Here is a 16974-nt window from a genome sequence, read left to right as displayed (position 1 = left end):
GCGACGCGCCACAGTGCCGCCCAAACCGCGCATACAGGAGGTAGCCACGGTGTCGGTGAACGACCGAAGAGCAGGCGGCAGGGGCGGCGGCGCAGCCGGGTCGGTGGTGGTGCTCGGCGCCACTGGCTTCGTGGGGCGGCACGTCTGCGAGGTGTTCGACGCGGCGGGCTGGCGGGTGACCGGCGTCGCCCGCAGCGTGCACGGCCCCGCGACTCCGTACGAAATGACGGCGCTCGACGTCGTCGACGCGGATGCCGAACGCATCGCGGAGCTGCTCGCCGAGCGCGGCGCGAGCACGGTGGTGAACGCGGCCGGCGCGGTGTGGCAGGCGACCGAGGACGACATGACGCGCGCCAACGCCGACCTGGTGCGGCGCCTGGTCTCGGCGACCGCCCCCCTGCCCGCGCGGCCCCGGCTCGTCCAGCTCGGCTCGGTGCACGAGTACGGCCCGGTGCCGCGCACGGGCATCACCGAGGACACCCCCACCGCGCCCGTCACCCCCTACGGCCGCTCGAAGCTGGCCGGGGCCCGCGCGCTGCTGGACGCCGCGGCCGAGGGACGGGCCGAGGGCGTGGTGCTCCGCGTCTCGAACGTGTCGGGGCCCGGCACCCACCGGGCGAGCCTGCTCGGCATGGTCGCCCACCATCTGGCCACCTCCGCGCCCGAACCGCTGCGCCTGGCCCCGCTGCTCGCCCACCGCGACTTCGTGGACGTGCGCGACGTGGCGGCGGCCGCACTCGCCGCGGCCCGCTCGAACACCACCGGGCAGGTGTTCAACATCGGTGGCGGGCAGGCGACTTCGGTACGCAGCCTGGTGCACCGGCTGACCGAACTCGCGGGCGCCGCCGCCGAGATCGTGGAGGCGCCGAGCGCGGGCGGCCGGCCGCCGGAGGCCGAGTGGCAGCGCATGGACATCGGGCGCGCGCGGCGCCTGCTCGGCTGGTCGCCGCGCCGGAGCCTGGACGACTCCTTGCGCGACCTGCTGGCCCACGCCCGGGCCGCCGCGCATCGCGAGCCGTTGTCCAGTGCCCTTCAAGTCACCCCCACGACGATGGCCGTGTCGGATCACCGCTGAGGGCTTCGTGCCGAACTGACGACCATGGAGGCAGCCAAAATGAGTGACACCAAGGCACGGATTCTCGATGCTGTGCGGGAGTACCACCTGGAGAAGGAGCCGTCCCGCGCGTTCGTGCCGGGCGTCAGCGAGATCTGGCCGTCCGGTGCGGTCCTGGAGCCGGCCGACCGGGTCGCCCTGGTGGAGGCCGCGCTCGACATGCGGATAGCCGCCGGCACCAGCTCCCGCAAGTTCGAGTCCCGCTTCGCCCGCTACATGAAGCGGCGCAAGGCCCACCTGGTGAACTCCGGCTCCTCGGCCAACCTGCTCGCCATGTCGGCGCTCACCTCGCCGCACCTGGAGGACCGCCGCCTCAAGCCCGGCGACGAGGTCATCACGGTGGCCGCGGGCTTCCCCACCACCGTCAACCCGATCCTGCAGAACGGCCTCGTCCCGGTCTTCGTGGACGTCGAGCTGAAGACGTACAACACGACCGCCGAGCGCATCAAGGCCGCCGTCGGCCCCAAGACCCGCGCCATCATGGTCGCCCACGCACTCGGCAACCCCTTCGAGGTGGCCGAGGTCGCGCAGATCGCCGAGGAGAACGACCTCTTCCTCGTCGAGGACAACTGCGATGCGGTCGGCTCCCTCTACAACGGTCAACTGACCGGCACCTTCGGGGACTTGACCACGGTCAGCTTCTATCCGGCGCACCACCTGACGATGGGCGAGGGCGGCTGCGTGCTGACCTCGAACCTGGCGCTGGCCCGCATCGTGGAGTCGCTGCGCGACTGGGGCCGGGACTGCTGGTGCGAGCCGGGCGAGAGCGACCGCTGCTTCAAGCGCTTCCAGTACCAGCTGGGCACCCTGCCGGCCGGCTACGACCACAAGTACATCTACTCGCACATCGGCTACAACCTGAAGGCCACCGATCTCCAGGCCGCGCTCGGTCTGACCCAGCTCGACAAGGTCGACGACTTCACCGCCGCGCGCCGCCGCAACTGGCAGCGCCTGCGGGAGGGCCTGGAGGGCGTCCCGCACCTGATCCTGCCGGAGGCCACCCTCGGCAGCGAGCCCAGCTGGTTCGGTTTCGTCATCACCGTCGACCCCGACGCGCCGTTCCGGCGCAAGGAGTTGGTGAACTTCCTCGAAGAGCGGAAGATCGGCACCCGCAACCTGTTCGCCGGCAACCTGACCCGCCAGCCCGCCTATGTGGACGCACCGCACCGCATCGTGGGCGATCTGACCAATTCCGACATCATCACCGAGCAGACTTTCTGGATCGGCGTCTACCCGGGGCTCACCGATGAGCACACCGACTTCATGACGAACTCGATCCGGGACTTCGTCGCCGGCTGGTGACGGCCCCCGACACCCCTCAACCCAGCATCCCTTGACGAGGAGAGAGCGTACATGTCGTCGACACTTGCGGAGCTGACGGAGCTTCAGCCGGTGGTCAGGCCCCGTGAGCCGGTGTCGGTCGCCGACCGGATCGCGGCGTCCGCGGCCACCGCCGCCGGACTCCTGACCACCGGGGAGTTCCACCACTGGTTCGCCGGGCGCCGGAAGGCCGGGCGCTTCCACATCGAGCGCATACCGTTCTCCAAGCTGCGCGGCTGGTCCTTCGAGCCGGACACGGGCAACCTGGTGCACTCCAGCGGGCGCTTCTTCAGCGTCGAGGGGCTGCACGTCACGACCGACGACGGCCCGCACAAGGAGTGGTACCAGCCCATCATCAAGCAGCCCGAGGTCGGCATCCTCGGCATCCTGGTCAAGGAGTTCGACGGCGTCCTGCACTTCCTGATGCAGGCCAAGATGGAGCCGGGCAACCGCAACCTGCTCCAGCTCTCCCCGACCGTGCAGGCCACCCGCAGCAACTACACGAAGGTCCACAAGGGCACGGACGTCAAGTACATCGAGTACTTCACCGGCAGTGGGCGGGGCCGCATCCTCGCCGACGTGCTGCAGTCCGAGCACGGCTCGTGGTTCTACCACAAGAGCAACCGCAACATGATCGTCGAGGTCGACGGCGACGTGCCGCTCGACGAGGACTTCTGCTGGCTGACGCTGGGTCAGATCGCTCAACTCCTGCACCAGGACAACCTGGTGAACATGGACTCGCGCACGGTCCTGGCCTGCCTGCCGGCCTACCGCGCGGGCGCCGTACGCGACGACGAGTTCAGCCAGTCCCTGGCCCGCTCGCGCGACCCCCGCGCCGGCGCCCTGCTCACGGACGTCGACCTGCTGTCCTGGTTCACCGCCGAGCGTTCGCGCTACGACGTGCAGGCGGACCGCATCCCCCTGGACGAGGTGCCGGGCTGGACCCGCGACGAGGCGCGCATCGGCAAGGACGACGGCCGCTGGTTCAACGTGGTCGCGGTCGAGGTGCAGGCCGGCAACCGCGAGGTGACCAGCTGGACGCAGCCGCTGATCGAGCCGTGCAGCCGCGGCATCGCGGCGTTCCTGGCCCGCTCCTTCGACGGCGTGCTGCACGTCCTGGCCAACGCCAAGGTCGAGGGCGGCTTCCTCGACACGGTCGAACTGGCCCCCACCGTGCAGTGCTCGCCGGACAACTTCGAGGGCCTCCAGGTCCGCCCGCCGTTCCTGGACCTCGTCCTGAACGCGGACCCCGACCGCATCCGCTACGACGCCATCCACTCCGAGGAGGGCGGCCGGTTCCTGTACGCGGAGAACCGCTACCTCGTCATCGAGGCCGACGAGCAGGAAGCCCCGATCGAGCCGCCGACCGGCTACCAGTGGGTGACCGTCGGCCAGCTCACCGAGCTGATCAAGCACGGCCACTACGTCAATGTGCAGGCCAGGACCCTCCTCGCCTGCCTCAACGCCATGGGACATCTGACGGATGACTGAACGACCCCTGCGCGTCGCCGTTCTCGGCACCGCCGACATCGCCCGCCGCCGGGTGCTGCCCGCCATGGCGGCGGACCCCGACATCGAGCTGGCCGCGGTGGCGAGCCGGGACGGCGCCCGCGCTCGGGAGGTCGCGGACCAGTTCGGCTGCGCGGCAGTCGAGTCCTACGACGCGGTCCTCACCCGGGACGACGTGGACGCGGTGTACGTACCGCTGCCCATCTCCCTGCACGCCGAATGGGCCGGCCGGGCCCTGCGCGCCGGCAAGCACGTACTGGCCGAAAAGCCCCTCACCGCGGACCGCTGGACCACCGAGGCACTGCTGGACCAGGCCCGCACGTCGGGCCTGGTGCTGATGGAGAACGTCATGTTCGTCCACCATCCCCAGCACTCGGTCGTACGGGAGCTGGTGAACAGCGGCGCGATCGGTCAACTCCGCTCGTTCAGCGCGGCGTTCGCGATCCCCGCGCTCGCGGCCGGGAACATCAGGCACCGTCCCGAGCTCGGCGGCGGCGCGCTGCTCGACGTCGGCTACTACCCGGTGCGCGCCGCCCTGTACTTCCTGGGGGCGGGCCTGGAGATCGTCGGCGCCGCGCTGGAGCACGGGGACGGCGCGGCGGTGGAGACCTCGGGCGCGGTGCTCGTGCGCTCGCCCGCCGGGGTGCTCGGACAGCTGGCGTTCGGCATGGAGCACGCCTACCGCTCGGCGTACGAGCTGTGGGGAAGCGAGGGCCGGATCCGCGTCGAGCCCGCGTTCACCCCGCCCGCCGACCACAAGCCGGCGGTGTGGATCACGGATGCGCACGGGCCGCGCGAGCTGAACCTGGCGCCGCACGACCAAGTGGCCGCCACCGTGCAGGCGTTCGTACGCGCGGTGCGCTCCGGCGCCCCCGAGTCGCCGGACGCCGGGGAGTGCCTTGAGCAGGCGAGTCTGCTCGACGCGGTCCGCGCCCGGGCCCACGCATGAGCGGGCTCCGCATGAGCGAGTCCCGCATGAGCGGGCTCCGCACGAGCGGGCTCCGCACGAGCGGGCTCCGCGCCCATGACATCGACTTCGGAAACCTCGGAAGAGGAAAGGACCGACCGTGACCGTGACTGAGCAGCCGCCGCCCCAGACCGCGGCCGTGCGCGTCGCCGAACTGCACGTCCTGCGCGAGCAGGCCAGGCTCGGCCCCAGCGAGAAGGCCACCGAGGCCCAGCGCGCCAAGGGGAAACTGACCGCCCGCGAGCGCATCGACCTGCTCCTCGACCCGGGCAGCTTCCAGGAGGTCGAGCAGCTGCGCCGGCACCGGGCGACGGGCTTCGGACTGGAGGCGAAGAAGCCGTACACCGACGGTGTGATCACCGGCTGGGGCACGGTGGAGGGCCGCACGGTCTTCGTGTACGCCCATGACTTCCGGATCTTCGGCGGCGCGCTCGGCGAGGCGCACGCCACGAAGATCCACAAGATCATGGACATGGCCATCGCGGCCGGTGCCCCGCTGGTGTCCCTGAACGACGGCGCGGGCGCCCGTATCCAGGAGGGCGTGTCCGCGCTCGCCGGCTACGGCGGCATCTTCCAGCGCAACACCAAGGCCTCCGGCGTCATCCCGCAGATCAGCGTGATGCTCGGCCCCTGCGCCGGCGGCGCCGCCTACAGCCCCGCCCTCACCGACTTCGTCTTCATGGTCCGCGACACGTCCCAGATGTTCATCACGGGACCTGACGTGGTGCAGGCGGTGACGGGCGAGGAGATCACCCAGAACGGCCTCGGCGGCGCGGACGTGCACGCCGGAGTGTCGGGCGTGGCCCACTTCGTCCACGACGACGAGGAGAGCTGCCTCGCCGAGGTCCGCTACCTCATCTCGATGCTCCCCTCCAACAACCGCGAGATGCCGCCGCCGCTGCCCGGCGACGACCCGGCGGACCGCCGCAACGACGACCTGCTCGACCTGGTGCCGGCCGACGGCAACCGCCCGTACGACATGCGGAAGGTCCTGGAGGAGATCGTCGACCACGGCGACCTCCTGGAGGTCCACGAGCACTGGGCCCGCAACATCATCTGCGCGCTGGCCCGGATCGACGGCCGGGTGGTGGGCATCCTGGCCAATCAGCCGCAGTTCCTCGCGGGCGTCCTCGACATCGAGGCGAGCGAGAAGGCGGCGCGCTTCGTCCAGCTCTGCGACGCCTTCAACATCCCGCTGCTGACGATGGTCGACGTGCCGGGCTTCCTGCCGGGCGTCTCGCAGGAGCACGGCGGGATCATCCGGCACGGCGCGAAGCTGCTGTACGCGTACTGCAACGCGACGGTGCCGCGCATCTCGCTGATCCTGCGCAAGGCCTACGGCGGCGCCTACATCGTCATGGACTCCCAGTCCATCGGCGCCGACCTCACCTACGCCTGGCCCACCAACGAGATCGCGGTCATGGGCGCCGAGGGCGCGGCGAACGTCATCTTCCGCCGCGAGATCGCGAGTTCGGCCGACCCGGAGGGGGTCCGCGCCGAGAAGATCGCGGCCTACAAGTCGGAGCTGATGCACCCGTACTACGCGGCCGAGCGCGGCCTGGTCGACGACGTGATCGACCCGGCCGAGACCAGGGCGGTGCTGGCCGCCGCGCTGGCAATGCTCCGGACGAAGCACGCCGACCTGCCGTCCCGCAAGCACGGCAACCCCCCGCAGTGAGGAGCGAGAGTGCCGAACGAATCGCCTGAACCGCTGTTCCGCGTACTGAAGGGTGACCCCACCGACGCGGAACTGGCCGCCCTGGCCGTGGTCCTGCTCTCCCTGACGGGCCAACCCGAACCCACCCTGGCCCCCGTCATCCCCCTGGCAGCCTGGCGCCGCCACCCCTACAACCCCCCCGTAAGCTGGCGCCGAGCCGCCTGACCCCCGAGCCCCGCCCCCGCAGAACACCTGCGGGGCGCGACCGGGCCCGCACACGCCCCAAGCTGCAAGGGGCCAGGCGCAGCCGGCCCACCAGGGGCGCGAGGAACTGCGCGAGAAGCGACCACGACCCGCAGACAACAACGGGCCCAGGGGCGCGGGGAACGGCGCAAAAAGCGACCACGCCCTGCAGACGACGTCAAACCGCAAGGGGGCCAGGCGCAGCCGGGCCCACCAGGGGCGCGGGGAACGGCGCGAGAAGCAACCACGACCCGCAGACAACAACGGGCCCAGGGGCGCGGGGAACGGCGCAAAAAGCGACCACGCCCTGCAGACGGCGTCAAACCGCAAGGGGGCCAGGCGCAGCCGGCCCACCAGGGGCGCGCGGAACGGCGCAAAAAGCGGACCCGCTAGCGCCCGATGCGAGCCGCCCGCGCAATGGCGACAACCGCCTTTTCGAGAGCGTACTCAGGATCATCCCCCCCACCCTTGACCCCCGCATCAGCCTCAGCCACGGCCCGCAGGGCCAGAGAAACCCCCTCCGGCGTCCACCCCCGCATCTGCTGCCGCACCCGATCGATCTTCCACGGCGGCATCCCCAACTCCCGCGCAAGATCCGCCGGCCGCCCACCCCGCGCGGAGGACAGCTTCCCGATCGCCCGGACCCCCTGCGCCAGCGCACTGGTGATGAGCACCGGCGCGACCCCGGTCGACAGCGACCAGCGCAGGGCCTCCAAGGCCTCCGCCGCCCGCCCCTCGACCGCCCGGTCAGCGACGGTGAAGCTGGACGCCTCGGCCCGCCCCGTGTAGTAGCGCCCGACGACCTCCTCGTCGATCGTGCCCTCGACGTCCGCGCACAGCTGGGACACCGCGGAGGCCAGCTCGCGCAGGTCACTGCCGATGGAGTCGACCAGCGCCTGGCACGCCTCGGGCGTGGCCGAACGCCCCAGCACCCGGAACTCCTGCCGTACGAAAGTGAGCCGCTCGGCCGGCTTCGTCGTCTTGGGGCACGCCACTTCCCGCGCCCCTGCCTTGCGGGCCGCGTCGAGCAGCCCCTTGCCCTTGGCCCCGCCGGCGTGCAGCAGCACCAGCGTGATCTCCTCGGCGGGCGCGTCGAGGTACGCCTTCACGTCCTTGACCGTGTCGGCCGACAGGTCCTGCGCGTTGCGGACGACCACGACCTTCCGCTCGGCGAAGAGCGAAGGGCTCGTGAGCTCGGCGAGCGTTCCCGGCTGGAGCTGGTCGGAGGTCAGGTCGCGTACATCGGTGTCGGGGTCGGCGGCCCGGGCGGCCGCCACCACCTGCTGCACGGCGCGGTCGAGCAGCAGGTCCTCCTGGCCCACGGCGAGCGTGACGGGGGCGAGCGGATCGTCGGTGGAATTCTTCCTGGTGGCCATCGCCGTCCAGCATCCCACGCCCCACTGACACCCACGGAACGCCTGGGAGTGGCCCCGGGTAGGCCCCGAGGCCGGACCGGGGCCGGACCGCGTACCGGACGCGGGACGGCCCAGGGACCGACCGGAGCCAGGCCGGGGCCAGGCGGAGAACGGACCCGGGCGGGGGGCCGGGGCCAGGCCCCGGGCCGCACGGCGCCATGCAGCAGAATGGCCAGGTGAACGATGTGACCCGACACGTACTGGTGCTCCCGGACCGCGACGCCGCCGAGGACGTCGCCACCGAGCTCACCGACCGGTTCGGCCTCGCCGAGGAACCCCATCTGGTCCGGGACGCCCTGGCCGGCGAGGACGACGCCGAGGACGCCCAGTGGCTCGTCGTCGTGGAGGACCCCGGCGCCCGCCTGGACCCGAAGGCCCTGGACACCCTCGTCGCGGACCACGACGGCTGGCTGGAATCCCCCTGAACCATCCGCCTTCACTTCGGCGCGGCCAGGATCACGGCCACCGCCACCGGCAGGGCCAGGGCCAGGATCAGCCCGCCTTCGGCACGACCTGAATGTCGAGGTCGATCGAGATGGAGGACCCGATGGCCGCGATCCCGCGGGCCAGCATCGTCTGCCAGGTGAGCGTGAAGTCCTCGCGGTGCAGCTCGGTACTGGCGCGGCAGGCGCCCCGGGTCTCGCCCCCGAGCCCGGTGCCGAGGCCCAGGTACTGGGTGTCGAGCGTCACCGTGCGGCTCACCCCGTGCAACGTGAGGCCGCCGATGATCGCCCACCTGCTGCCGCCCCGGTGCACGAACCGGTCGCTGTAGAACTCCATTGTCGGGTAGCTGCCGACGTCCAGGAAGTCGCCCGACCGGAGGTGGTCGTCCCGCATCTGGACCCCGGTGTCGATGGAGGCGGTGTCGATGATGACGTGCATCGCCGAACCCTCCATGCGCTCACCGATCCGGATCGCCCCGGCGAAGGTGTTGAAGCGCCCGTGGATCCGGGCCAGCCCGATGTGGCTCGCGGTGAAGCCGATCTGCGAGTGCGTCGGGTCGAGTTCCCACTCGCCCGGATCGGGCAGGGCGGGCGGGGCGGCGACCTGGAGCGTGACGTCGCCGAGCGCGGCGAGCCCGCTCGCGACGACACTGGCGTTGCCGTGGAAGGGCGTGTATCCCTCGGCCGTGACGGCCAGCCGGTACTCGCCCGCCGGGACCATCGTGACGACCGAGCCGAACGGGTCGGTCTCCCCCGCCACGACCTTGCGCCCCGTGGCATCGCTGACCACGAACTCGGCCCGCTGCACGGGCTCGCTGACCGGGTCGAGCACACGACAGCTGAGCACTCCCGCGGTCGGCGGGACCGAGAGACCGGCCAGCGGACCGGAACGAAGCGGAGAACCGGTCGAGCCCTTGCCGAACCAGCGGCTGAACACTGTGCACGCACCCCCGTGCGAAGAAGTATCTGCCGGGCCGCGCTGGGGGCAGACATCCTCGTCCGTCCTCGCCACAGCAGGTCTGCGGCCCCTTGACGAAGACGCATTCGATCACTGTTGTGCCGTTCGAGGCAAACACGGCGCCTGCGTACTGTTGAGGCACCTGTCAGCAGAGGCCCGAATTGACCATTCCGCTTACCGGCTCTCCCGACACCGCCCCACGGCCCGCTCAGCGCCCGGCCCCACTTCCCGCTCGACATCCCGCCCCACGGCCCGCTCGGCGCCCGGCCCCACGCCCTGGTCCGCACCCCTCCCGTGCCCCGATCCGCCGCTGTGGACCTAGGACCAGCGACGGAGTCGCTCCCTCCCCAACGGCCGCTAACGTAACGCGACATGACCACACGCGAGCCCGCGCGCAGCCGTATCCAGCGCAAGCAGGATGTCCTGACCCGCCTCGAAAAGGACGAGGACGCCTGGGTCGCGACCGCCTCCGCCACCGGTGAGCCCCACCTCATGCCACTCTCCTTCGTCTGGGAACGCGACTCGTTCCTGATGTGCACCCGCCGCACCAACCCCACGCTGCGCAACGTGGAGTCCGGTGACGGCCGGGTCCAGCTCACGCTCGGGCACACCCGTGACGTCGTCCACATCACCGGCACCGCGACCATCGTTCCGACCGCCGACCTCCCCTCCTCCTCGGGTGACGCCTTCGCCGCCAAGGTGATCTGGGACCCTCGCAACAGCGATCCGTCCTACACCTACTTCCGCGTCGTCCCGCACCGCATCCAGGCCTGGCGCGAGGCCAACGAAATCGCCGACCGCACCCTGATGACCGACGGGACCTGGCTGATCTGACGGCCCCAACTCCCGTGTACAGAGCAGGTGTTGCGCAGAGCCGGGGGGCCGGGCACTACCGGGCTTGCGCACAGCCTGGCTTGTGCGCAGCCTGGCTTGTGCGCAGTCGGGCTTGGACGCAGCCGGGCTTGGACGCAGCCGGGCTTATGCACTGTTGGGCTTGTGCACAGCCGGGCTTGTGCGCACCCGGGTTCACCGCTGCCGGCCCGGCCGGCGTCACGGCCCCCGCCCCCGTGGCACCGCCCTCAGTCCCGCTCCCGCCCCGGCGATCGCGACCGCCCCGTCCGTATCGGTGCGCAGCACCACTGCTCCGCCCGCGCGCAGCACGGCGATCGTGCCGCCGGCGGGATGGCCGTACCGATTGTCCCGCCCCACCGAGATCAGCGCGATCCTGGGTCGTACGGCCCTGAGCAGCGCAGGCTCCTGATGGGCCGAACCGTGATGGGCGACCTTCAGGACGTCCACCCGCCCGAGTTCCGGTTTCTCTCTCAACAGGCCTCGCTGTGAAGGGGGTTCGAGATCTCCGGGCAGCAACAGGGACAGCCCGGACGCGGTACGGACGAGCAGGGTGACACTGGCATCGTTCGGTCCGTCCAGCACCGGCCCTGGTGCGGGCGGGGGCGGCGGCGGGAACGGAGGCGGTGGCGCCGGCCATGGCGGTGACTGCGCTCCCGGCACCGGGGGCGCGGCCGGGTCCGGGGGCGTGCCCGGCGCCAAGGGCGCGGCCGGGGCCGGGGGCGTGACCGGGGCCGGGGGCGTGACCGGAGCCGGGGGCGGCCACAGGACCTCCCAGGAAAGGCCGTCGAGGGTTCGCCGCTCGCCGAGTTGAGCCGTCACCACCGGTACCCCGGCCTCCGCGGCGGTGCGCCGCACGAACGCCGCCTGGTCGGGTGGCTGCGCGAACCCGGTCGTCTCGATCACCCCGACGGCCCGGCCCCGCAACACCCCCGCGAGGCCGCCCACGTGATCGGCGTGGAAATGCGTGAGCAAGAGCAACGGGACGGACGACACCCCGAGTTCATGCAGGCACCGGTCGACCGGCAACGGCTCGGGCCCGGTGTCGATCACCACCGCCGACCCCGCTCCCGCCGCCAGCACCGTGGCGTCACCCTGCCCCACATCGCACATGGCGTACGACCAGCCCGGCGGCGGCCACCCCGTGACGATCCTGGCCAGCGGGGCCGGCCGCACCACCGCGAGCAGAACGAGCAAGGCGAGCGACGCGGACGCCCACGGGTATCGCGGCACCCGGCGCACCGCGAGCACGGCCGCCCCCATCACCGCCGCGAGCAGCAGCCCCCCGAGCCAGCCGCCCGGCCACCCCGACTGCGCCCCGGGCAGCGCAGCCCCGTTGCGCGCCACCGACGCGATCCACCCGGTGGGCCACCCCGCGCACCAGGCCAGCCAGGTGGCGACGGGCATCGAGAGCGGCCCCACAGCCAGCGCCGCGAAGCCCGCGACCGTGGCCAGCACCACCGCCGGCTCGGCCAGCAGATTGCACGGCACGGCCACCAGACCGACCCGTGCCGCGAACACGGCCACCACCGGCGCACACACCGCCTGCGCCGCCGCCGACGCGGCCAGCACCTCGGCGAGCCAACCCGGCACACCGCGCCGTCGCAATGCCGCGCCCCATCCCGGCGCGATCGTGAGCAGCGCCCCGGTGGCCAGCACCGAGAGCAGAAAGCCGTAGCTGCGGGCCAGTTCGGGCGCGTACAGCACCAGGAGCAGTACGGCCGCGGCCAGCGCGGGGATGAGCGATCTGCGCCGGCCGGTCCCGATGGCCAGCAGCGTCACCAGACCGCACGCCGCTGCCCGCAGCACGCTCGGCTCCGGGCGGCACACCACCACGAAGGCGACGGTGAGAGCCCCGCCGAGCAGGGCCGTCGCGCGCAGCGGGATTCCCAGCCGCGGCGCGAGACCGCCCCGCTCCGCCAGCAGGGCCCGCCCCGGCGGCCCGATCAGCAACGCGAGCAGGATGGCGAAGTTGCTCCCCGACACGGCCATGAGGTGCGTGAGGTCGGTCGCCTCGAAGGCGGCGTGCAGTTCGGGGGTGACCCGGGAGGTGTCGCCGACGATCAGCCCCGGCAGCAATGCCCGCACGTCCGGCGCGAGGCCCTCAGTCGCGGTCCGTAGCTTTCCCCTCAACCCACCGGCCAGACGCTGCACGGCAGTTGGGCCTGCGACGACGTACGGCGGACCGTTGGGAGCCTTCACCAGGGCGGCGGCTCCCCTGTCACCGGGCGCCAGCCGCCCGGTCACCCGCACCCGGGTCGACGGCAGCAGGCCCCGCCAGCTCGCGGGCGCGATCACAACGACCGGCGTACGCACCCGCTCACTCCTCCCAGCCGAGCTCCCGCTCTGGCGCCCACCCGGGCTCCCGTCCCGGCTCCCGGCCGGGGGCTCGTCCCGGCTCCCGTTCCGATCCGTACCGGGCGCCTGGGCCGAGCCCGAAGCCAGGCCTGACGCCAGCGCCGCACCCGGGGCCCGGGCCGAACCGGGAGCCAGGGCCAGCGCCGCACCCGACGCCCGGGCCGAACCCGAAGCCAATCCTGACGCCAACGCCGCCCCCGGGGCCCGGGCCGAACCCGGAACCAGGACCCGCTCGACCTCCGCATCCACCGCGACCATCGCACCGCCCCAGCCCGGGCCCCGGATCGCCCTTGGATCGCTGCGGATCACCAACTCCACGACGGCCTGCCGATGTTCGGCCGCCAGCCCCGGCAGCGGGCCCCTCCGCGCCTCGGCTCCGTGCAGGCCCCCGGCCACGATCCCGGCGGCCACACACACCAGCACCGCCACGACCGCTCCCCGATACCGCCAGCCCCCTCCTCCACCGCCACCAGTACCGTCTTCCCCACCTCCCCGGCACCCTCCGACGGGCCCCACCCTGCCCGCCTCTCCCTCCACACCCCCAGCACCCGCCGCACCGCCCTCAGCTCTCCCCGCCCGCCACGCCCTCAGGGCCCGCCGCGCGGACGGCGCCACCAGCACACCCGCGGCCACCAAGCACAGGCCTGTCCAGCAACTCACCTCCCCCAGCGAGAAGTTCAGTGCCAGGGCCGCGCCTCCCCAGGTGCTGAGCGCGGGGCCGATCAGACGCAGGTCCGTCGGCCCCTCCCGGGCCGGGTTGGCGGCGCCCAGGCGATGGCCCGCGTCGGCATGGACGTCCGGGCGATGCCCCGCATCGGCGAGCAGGGCCTGTGAGCGGTTCACAGCCGCACCAGCGCCTGCAGATCGTGGAACTTCCGCTCACCGATTCCGTTGACCTCCCGCAGCTCGTCGACGGAGCGGAAGCCGCCGTGCTGGGTCCGGTAATCCACGATGTGCCGTGCCAGCACGGGCCCGACCCCGGGCAGCCCGTCCAACTGCTCGGCCGACGCGGCGTTGAGACTGACTGGCCCGGCTGCACCTCCGGACGGGCCGCCCCCACCCCCACCGACCCCCAGGACGGCCGGGGCCGCACCTCCCGGTACGCCGGCGAGGACCTGTTCGCCGTCCGTGAGGAGCCGTGCCCGGTTGAGGGCCGTCAGATCCGTGCCCTCGCGCACCCCGCCCGCGAGGGCCAGCGCGTCGGCGACCCGGGATCCGCTGGGCAACCGGTAGACCCCCGGCCGCCGCACCTTCCCGCCGACGTCCACGACGAGCAGCCCTGCCGGTGACGGCGCCGTGTTCGGCACGGTGCGCGGGGTGGCGGCACCCACACCGGGCCCTGCTCCGGCGCCCCCGGCCCGCGCACCGGCACCCCTGACACTCGGCGCCACCACGGGCCCGTCGGCCACCTCGGGAGCGCGGACGGACTGGGGTCGGGCGGCCCAGAAGTGGTGCACGGCGAAGGCACCGGCGGCCACCAGGACCACACACAGCGCGGCCACACTGCGCGGCGCGAGCCCGATCCTGGACTGCGCCCAGACCGGCAGCCGTTCGCGCACCGCCGCCCACAGCCGGTCTCGTACACCGGGCGCGTCCCACGTCGTTCGTCCCGCGGGCTCGGCCAACGGCGCCGAGTCGTCCGACGGTACCGAGTCGGCCGTCCGCACGGAGCCGACCGGAGTCAGGGCTTTCGCCCGCGATGCGCGGCCGGCCCCCGTCGCGGTACCGCCCGGCTCCGCGTACGCGTCAGCGAAGGACGCGCCGGGGTCGTGCGGCGGCGCGGCTGTGCCCGGAGGCCGGGCAAGGAACAGCGCGTCCGCGCGCCGGCGCGCGCTCTGCGCGGATGCAGTGGCCGTCCCCGCGGACGCTGACGGCGGGCCGGCTGCGGTGCTCTGCGCGGATGCGGGCGCGGAAGCGTTGGTCCGCGCGGATGCGGTGGGCGACTCGGCGGACGCTGACGGCGGCGCAATGGCGGTACTCCGCGCCGATGCCGAGGCAGACGCCGATGCCGGCGCCGACGCGGGGCCCGATGCGGATGCCGATGCCGACGCCGAACTCTGCGCGGATTCCGAGCCCCGGGACGGATGAAGCCGTCGGGCGTGGACCGCCCGGGTCCGGCCATCGGAGCCCCGGGGTCGGCCCGGTCCGCTCGTGGCGGTGCGGGTGGTGCCTGGTGTGCGTGCTGATCGGATCGCCATGGCACGAGACGTTAGGCACCTGGGCGCAAGCTCGCTGAGCGGCCTCAATTCCGGTGGACAGCAAGCCCGTTGTGGATAACTCCGTCACCCCGCAGGGTTACCGCGCAACCGCCCGGGCACGCGCCCGCGTTGACGTGGTCCGCTCAGCGCGGCGACACGATCGCCCCGAGCAACCCGGGACCGGTGTGCGCGCCGATGACCGCGCCGACCTCGCTGGTGTGCAGGTCGATCAGGCCCGGCACCCGCGCCCGCAGGCGCTCGGCGAGGGCGGCGGCGCGCTCCGGCGCCGCGAGATGGTGCACCGCGATGTCGACCGGACTGCTGCCGGCCCGCTCCACGACGATCTCCTCAAGCCGCGCGATGGCCTTGGAGGCGGTGCGTACCTTCTCCAGCATGTCGATGCGGCCGCCGTCGAGCTGGAGCAGCGGCTTGACCGCGAGGGCCGAGCCGAGCAGCGCCTGCGCGGCTCCGATCCGGCCGCCGCGGCGCAGATAGTCGAGGGTGTCGACGTAGAAGTACGCGGACGTCGCGCCGGCCCGCTTCTCGGCGGCGGCCACCGCTTCGTCCAGCGTGCCGCCCGCGTCGGCCGCCTCGGCCGCCGCGAGCGCGCAGAAGCCGAGCGCCATCGCGACCATGCCGGTGTCGACGACCCGTACCGGCACGGGAGCGTCCTTGGCCGCCAGGACGGCGGCGTCATAGGTGCCGGAGAACTCGGCGGACAGGTGCAGCGAGACGATGGCCGTCGCACCCGCCTCGGCGACCTTGCGGTAGGCCGCCGCGAAGACCTCGGGGCTGGGCCGGGAGGTGGTGACCGGACGTCGCTTCTGGAGGGCGAGCGCGAGGGAACGGGCCGAGATCTCGGTGCCCTCCTCCAGCGCCCGGTCGCCCAGGACAACGGTCAGCGGCACTGCGGTGATGCTGTGCCGCTCCATCGTCTGCGGCGGCAGATAGGCCGTTGAATCGGTGACGATAGCGACATGGCGGGACATGAGCGGGAGGTTACCCGCCGAGGCCGCCGCGTGGCAGTCCGGGCCCGGTGCGGTGATCGGTTCGGGACTGCCGGGCGCGCCCTGTTCCGGCGCCCGGGCCCGGTGTTCGCGGATCAGCTGGTGGCTTCGGGGCGGGGCGCCTTCTGCCACGGATGGCTCACCGGCGGCTGGGCCGCGCCGATCGCCTGCGGTCCCTGGGCACGCGGCTCGGGGCGGGGGTCCGCGGTGCGCCGTGGCGAGGGCGCGGCGGAGGACGGCTCACCCGGCGAGGGCGCCCCGGTGTCCTCGGTGTCGTCCCAGGTGCCGGGCCGGCCGGTCGTGGGGCCCTTGACCGACCAGTCGCGCAGGGCGCCGGACTCCATCTCGATCTGCTGGCTGAGCGAGGCCAGGTCGTCGTCGGCGAACTGGCGCGCGCGGTCGCGTGCCGCCCAGCGCAGCGAGTCCGCGGCGTGGGTGACGCGTTCGGTGCGCTCGCGCAGCTCCGGCAGCAGGTCGGCGATCCGGCGCTTGTCGGGCTCGCGCTCCAGACGCCTCAGTTCGTCGTCCAGTTCACGGCCGTGGGCGCTGAGCCGCTCGAAAAGGGCGAGCGACTCGTGGAGCGACGCGTCCTCGGCGAGGCCCGCGTGCAGTGCCTCCTGGGTGGCGCGCATCGAGGTGCGCAGCGAGAGCCTCAGCTGGGCGAGCCGCCCCGCCGTGCCGGGCTGGCCCACGCTCTTGGCCCGCAGTGTGGTGTCCTCGACCGTGCGCCTGGCCTGGGTGACCGTGCGCTCAACGCCGCGCTTGGCGGCGCCGACCGCCTTGACCGTCACATACACACCGAGCGCCACGAAGGCGACGAACAGCAGCGCCATGATCAGGATCGCGGCTTCCATGAACGTCCCCTCGGTCGGTCGGCATCGTCCCCTCCACCGTAAACGGAACGGGCAGGCCGGTGGTTCCCGTGGAACCCCCAAC

Annotated in this window: 15 protein-coding genes; 9 read left to right on the top strand and 6 right to left on the bottom strand. The window is 72.8% G+C overall.

The window, feature by feature from the left end; genetic code table 11:
• The first annotated feature begins 49 nt into the window (after window positions 1-49).
• From ACGF3I_RS19090 to ACGF3I_RS19065, 6 genes are all read left to right on the top strand, one after another.
• Entirely contained in the window at window positions 50-1075 is a 1026-nt protein-coding gene (locus ACGF3I_RS19090) for an NAD-dependent epimerase/dehydratase family protein (protein WP_393133457.1), read from the top strand.
• Window positions 1076-1114: 39 nt separating this feature from the next.
• Complete coding sequence (gene rfbH / locus ACGF3I_RS19085; protein ID WP_393133455.1) at window positions 1115-2416, top strand: lipopolysaccharide biosynthesis protein RfbH; 1302 nt, start codon at window positions 1115-1117, stop codon at window positions 2414-2416.
• A gap of 51 nt (window positions 2417-2467) precedes the next feature.
• Window positions 2468-3925, top strand: a complete 1458-nt coding sequence (locus ACGF3I_RS19080; protein ID WP_393133453.1) for an NDP-hexose 2,3-dehydratase family protein — start codon at window positions 2468-2470, stop codon at window positions 3923-3925.
• Window positions 3918-4892, top strand: a complete 975-nt coding sequence (locus ACGF3I_RS19075) for a Gfo/Idh/MocA family protein (RefSeq protein ID WP_393133451.1) — start codon at window positions 3918-3920, stop codon at window positions 4890-4892. Before ACGF3I_RS19080 ends, ACGF3I_RS19075 begins: the two co-directional genes overlap by 8 nt.
• Before the next feature lie 124 nt (window positions 4893-5016).
• Window positions 5017-6588 (top strand): acyl-CoA carboxylase subunit beta, encoded by a 1572-nt coding sequence (locus ACGF3I_RS19070; protein ID WP_393133523.1) that lies wholly within the window; start codon window positions 5017-5019, stop codon window positions 6586-6588.
• Window positions 6589-6597: 9 nt separating this feature from the next.
• Window positions 6598-6792 (top strand): acyl-CoA carboxylase subunit epsilon, encoded by a 195-nt coding sequence (locus tag ACGF3I_RS19065; RefSeq protein WP_393133449.1) that lies wholly within the window; start codon window positions 6598-6600, stop codon window positions 6790-6792.
• A 407-nt stretch (window positions 6793-7199) separates the two neighbouring features.
• On the opposite strand, the gene holA is transcribed toward ACGF3I_RS19065, so the two are convergent.
• A complete protein-coding gene (gene holA, locus ACGF3I_RS19060; protein WP_393133447.1) occupies window positions 7200-8186 on the bottom strand; it encodes a DNA polymerase III subunit delta in 987 nt (328 codons plus the stop codon).
• Between the two features lie 215 nt (window positions 8187-8401).
• Here holA and ACGF3I_RS19055 point away from each other — a divergent pair, with 215 nt between their 5' ends.
• Window positions 8402-8650, top strand: coding sequence for a hypothetical protein (locus ACGF3I_RS19055; RefSeq protein ID WP_393133445.1), 249 nt, complete (start codon window positions 8402-8404; stop codon window positions 8648-8650).
• A 67-nt stretch (window positions 8651-8717) separates the two neighbouring features.
• Here the strand turns inward: ACGF3I_RS19055 and ACGF3I_RS19050 are convergent, their stop codons facing one another.
• Window positions 8718-9605, bottom strand: a complete 888-nt coding sequence (locus ACGF3I_RS19050; RefSeq protein ID WP_393133443.1) for a YceI family protein — start codon at window positions 9603-9605, stop codon at window positions 8718-8720.
• Between the two features lie 393 nt (window positions 9606-9998).
• Here ACGF3I_RS19050 and ACGF3I_RS19045 point away from each other — a divergent pair, with 393 nt between their 5' ends.
• Window positions 9999-10460, top strand: coding sequence for a pyridoxamine 5'-phosphate oxidase family protein (locus ACGF3I_RS19045; RefSeq protein ID WP_393133441.1), 462 nt, complete (start codon window positions 9999-10001; stop codon window positions 10458-10460).
• Between the two features lie 216 nt (window positions 10461-10676).
• On the opposite strand, the gene ACGF3I_RS19040 is transcribed toward ACGF3I_RS19045, so the two are convergent.
• Window positions 10677-13262 (bottom strand): ComEC/Rec2 family competence protein, encoded by a 2586-nt coding sequence (locus tag ACGF3I_RS19040; protein WP_393133439.1) that lies wholly within the window; start codon window positions 13260-13262, stop codon window positions 10677-10679.
• Between the two features lie 410 nt (window positions 13263-13672).
• Entirely contained in the window at window positions 13673-14500 is an 828-nt protein-coding gene (locus ACGF3I_RS19035; protein ID WP_393133437.1) for a helix-hairpin-helix domain-containing protein, read from the bottom strand.
• A 181-nt stretch (window positions 14501-14681) separates the two neighbouring features.
• On the opposite strand from ACGF3I_RS19035, the gene ACGF3I_RS19030 reads away from it, so the two are divergent.
• Complete coding sequence (locus ACGF3I_RS19030) at window positions 14682-14921, top strand: hypothetical protein (protein ID WP_393133435.1); 240 nt, start codon at window positions 14682-14684, stop codon at window positions 14919-14921.
• 253 nt (window positions 14922-15174) lie between these two features.
• On the opposite strand, the gene ACGF3I_RS19025 is transcribed toward ACGF3I_RS19030, so the two are convergent.
• Window positions 15175-16020: a DegV family protein gene (locus ACGF3I_RS19025; protein ID WP_393133433.1), complete on the bottom strand. Its 846-nt coding sequence runs from the start codon at window positions 16018-16020 to the stop codon at window positions 15175-15177.
• A gap of 113 nt (window positions 16021-16133) precedes the next feature.
• Window positions 16134-16892, bottom strand: coding sequence for a hypothetical protein (locus tag ACGF3I_RS19020; RefSeq protein ID WP_393133431.1), 759 nt, complete (start codon window positions 16890-16892; stop codon window positions 16134-16136).
• Window positions 16893-16974: the final 82 nt, after the last annotated feature.

Origin of the sequence: Streptomyces sp. NPDC048111, from assembly GCF_043202815.1 — a bacterium.
Classification (GTDB): Bacteria; Actinomycetota; Actinomycetes; order Streptomycetales; family Streptomycetaceae; genus Streptomyces.
Note: the sequence above shows the minus strand (reverse complement) of the source record. Positions and strands in the feature narration are given on the sequence as shown.

Bases quoted from the DNA above. Each gene is read 5' to 3' on its own strand.
- ACGF3I_RS19075 (WP_393133451.1), top strand. From the start codon at position 3,918: ATGACTGAACGACCCCTGCGCGTCGCCGTTCTCGGCACCGCCGACATC.
- ACGF3I_RS19080 (WP_393133453.1), top strand. From the start codon at position 2,468: ATGTCGTCGACACTTGCGGAGCTGACGGAGCTTCAGCCGGTGGTCAGG.
- ACGF3I_RS19025 (WP_393133433.1), bottom strand. From the start codon at position 16,020: ATGTCCCGCCATGTCGCTATCGTCACCGATTCAACGGCCTATCTGCCG.
- ACGF3I_RS19045 (WP_393133441.1), top strand. From the start codon at position 9,999: ATGACCACACGCGAGCCCGCGCGCAGCCGTATCCAGCGCAAGCAGGAT.
- rfbH (WP_393133455.1), top strand. From the start codon at position 1,115: ATGAGTGACACCAAGGCACGGATTCTCGATGCTGTGCGGGAGTACCAC.
- ACGF3I_RS19020 (WP_393133431.1), bottom strand. From the start codon at position 16,892: ATGGAAGCCGCGATCCTGATCATGGCGCTGCTGTTCGTCGCCTTCGTG.
- holA (WP_393133447.1), bottom strand. From the start codon at position 8,186: ATGGCCACCAGGAAGAATTCCACCGACGATCCGCTCGCCCCCGTCACG.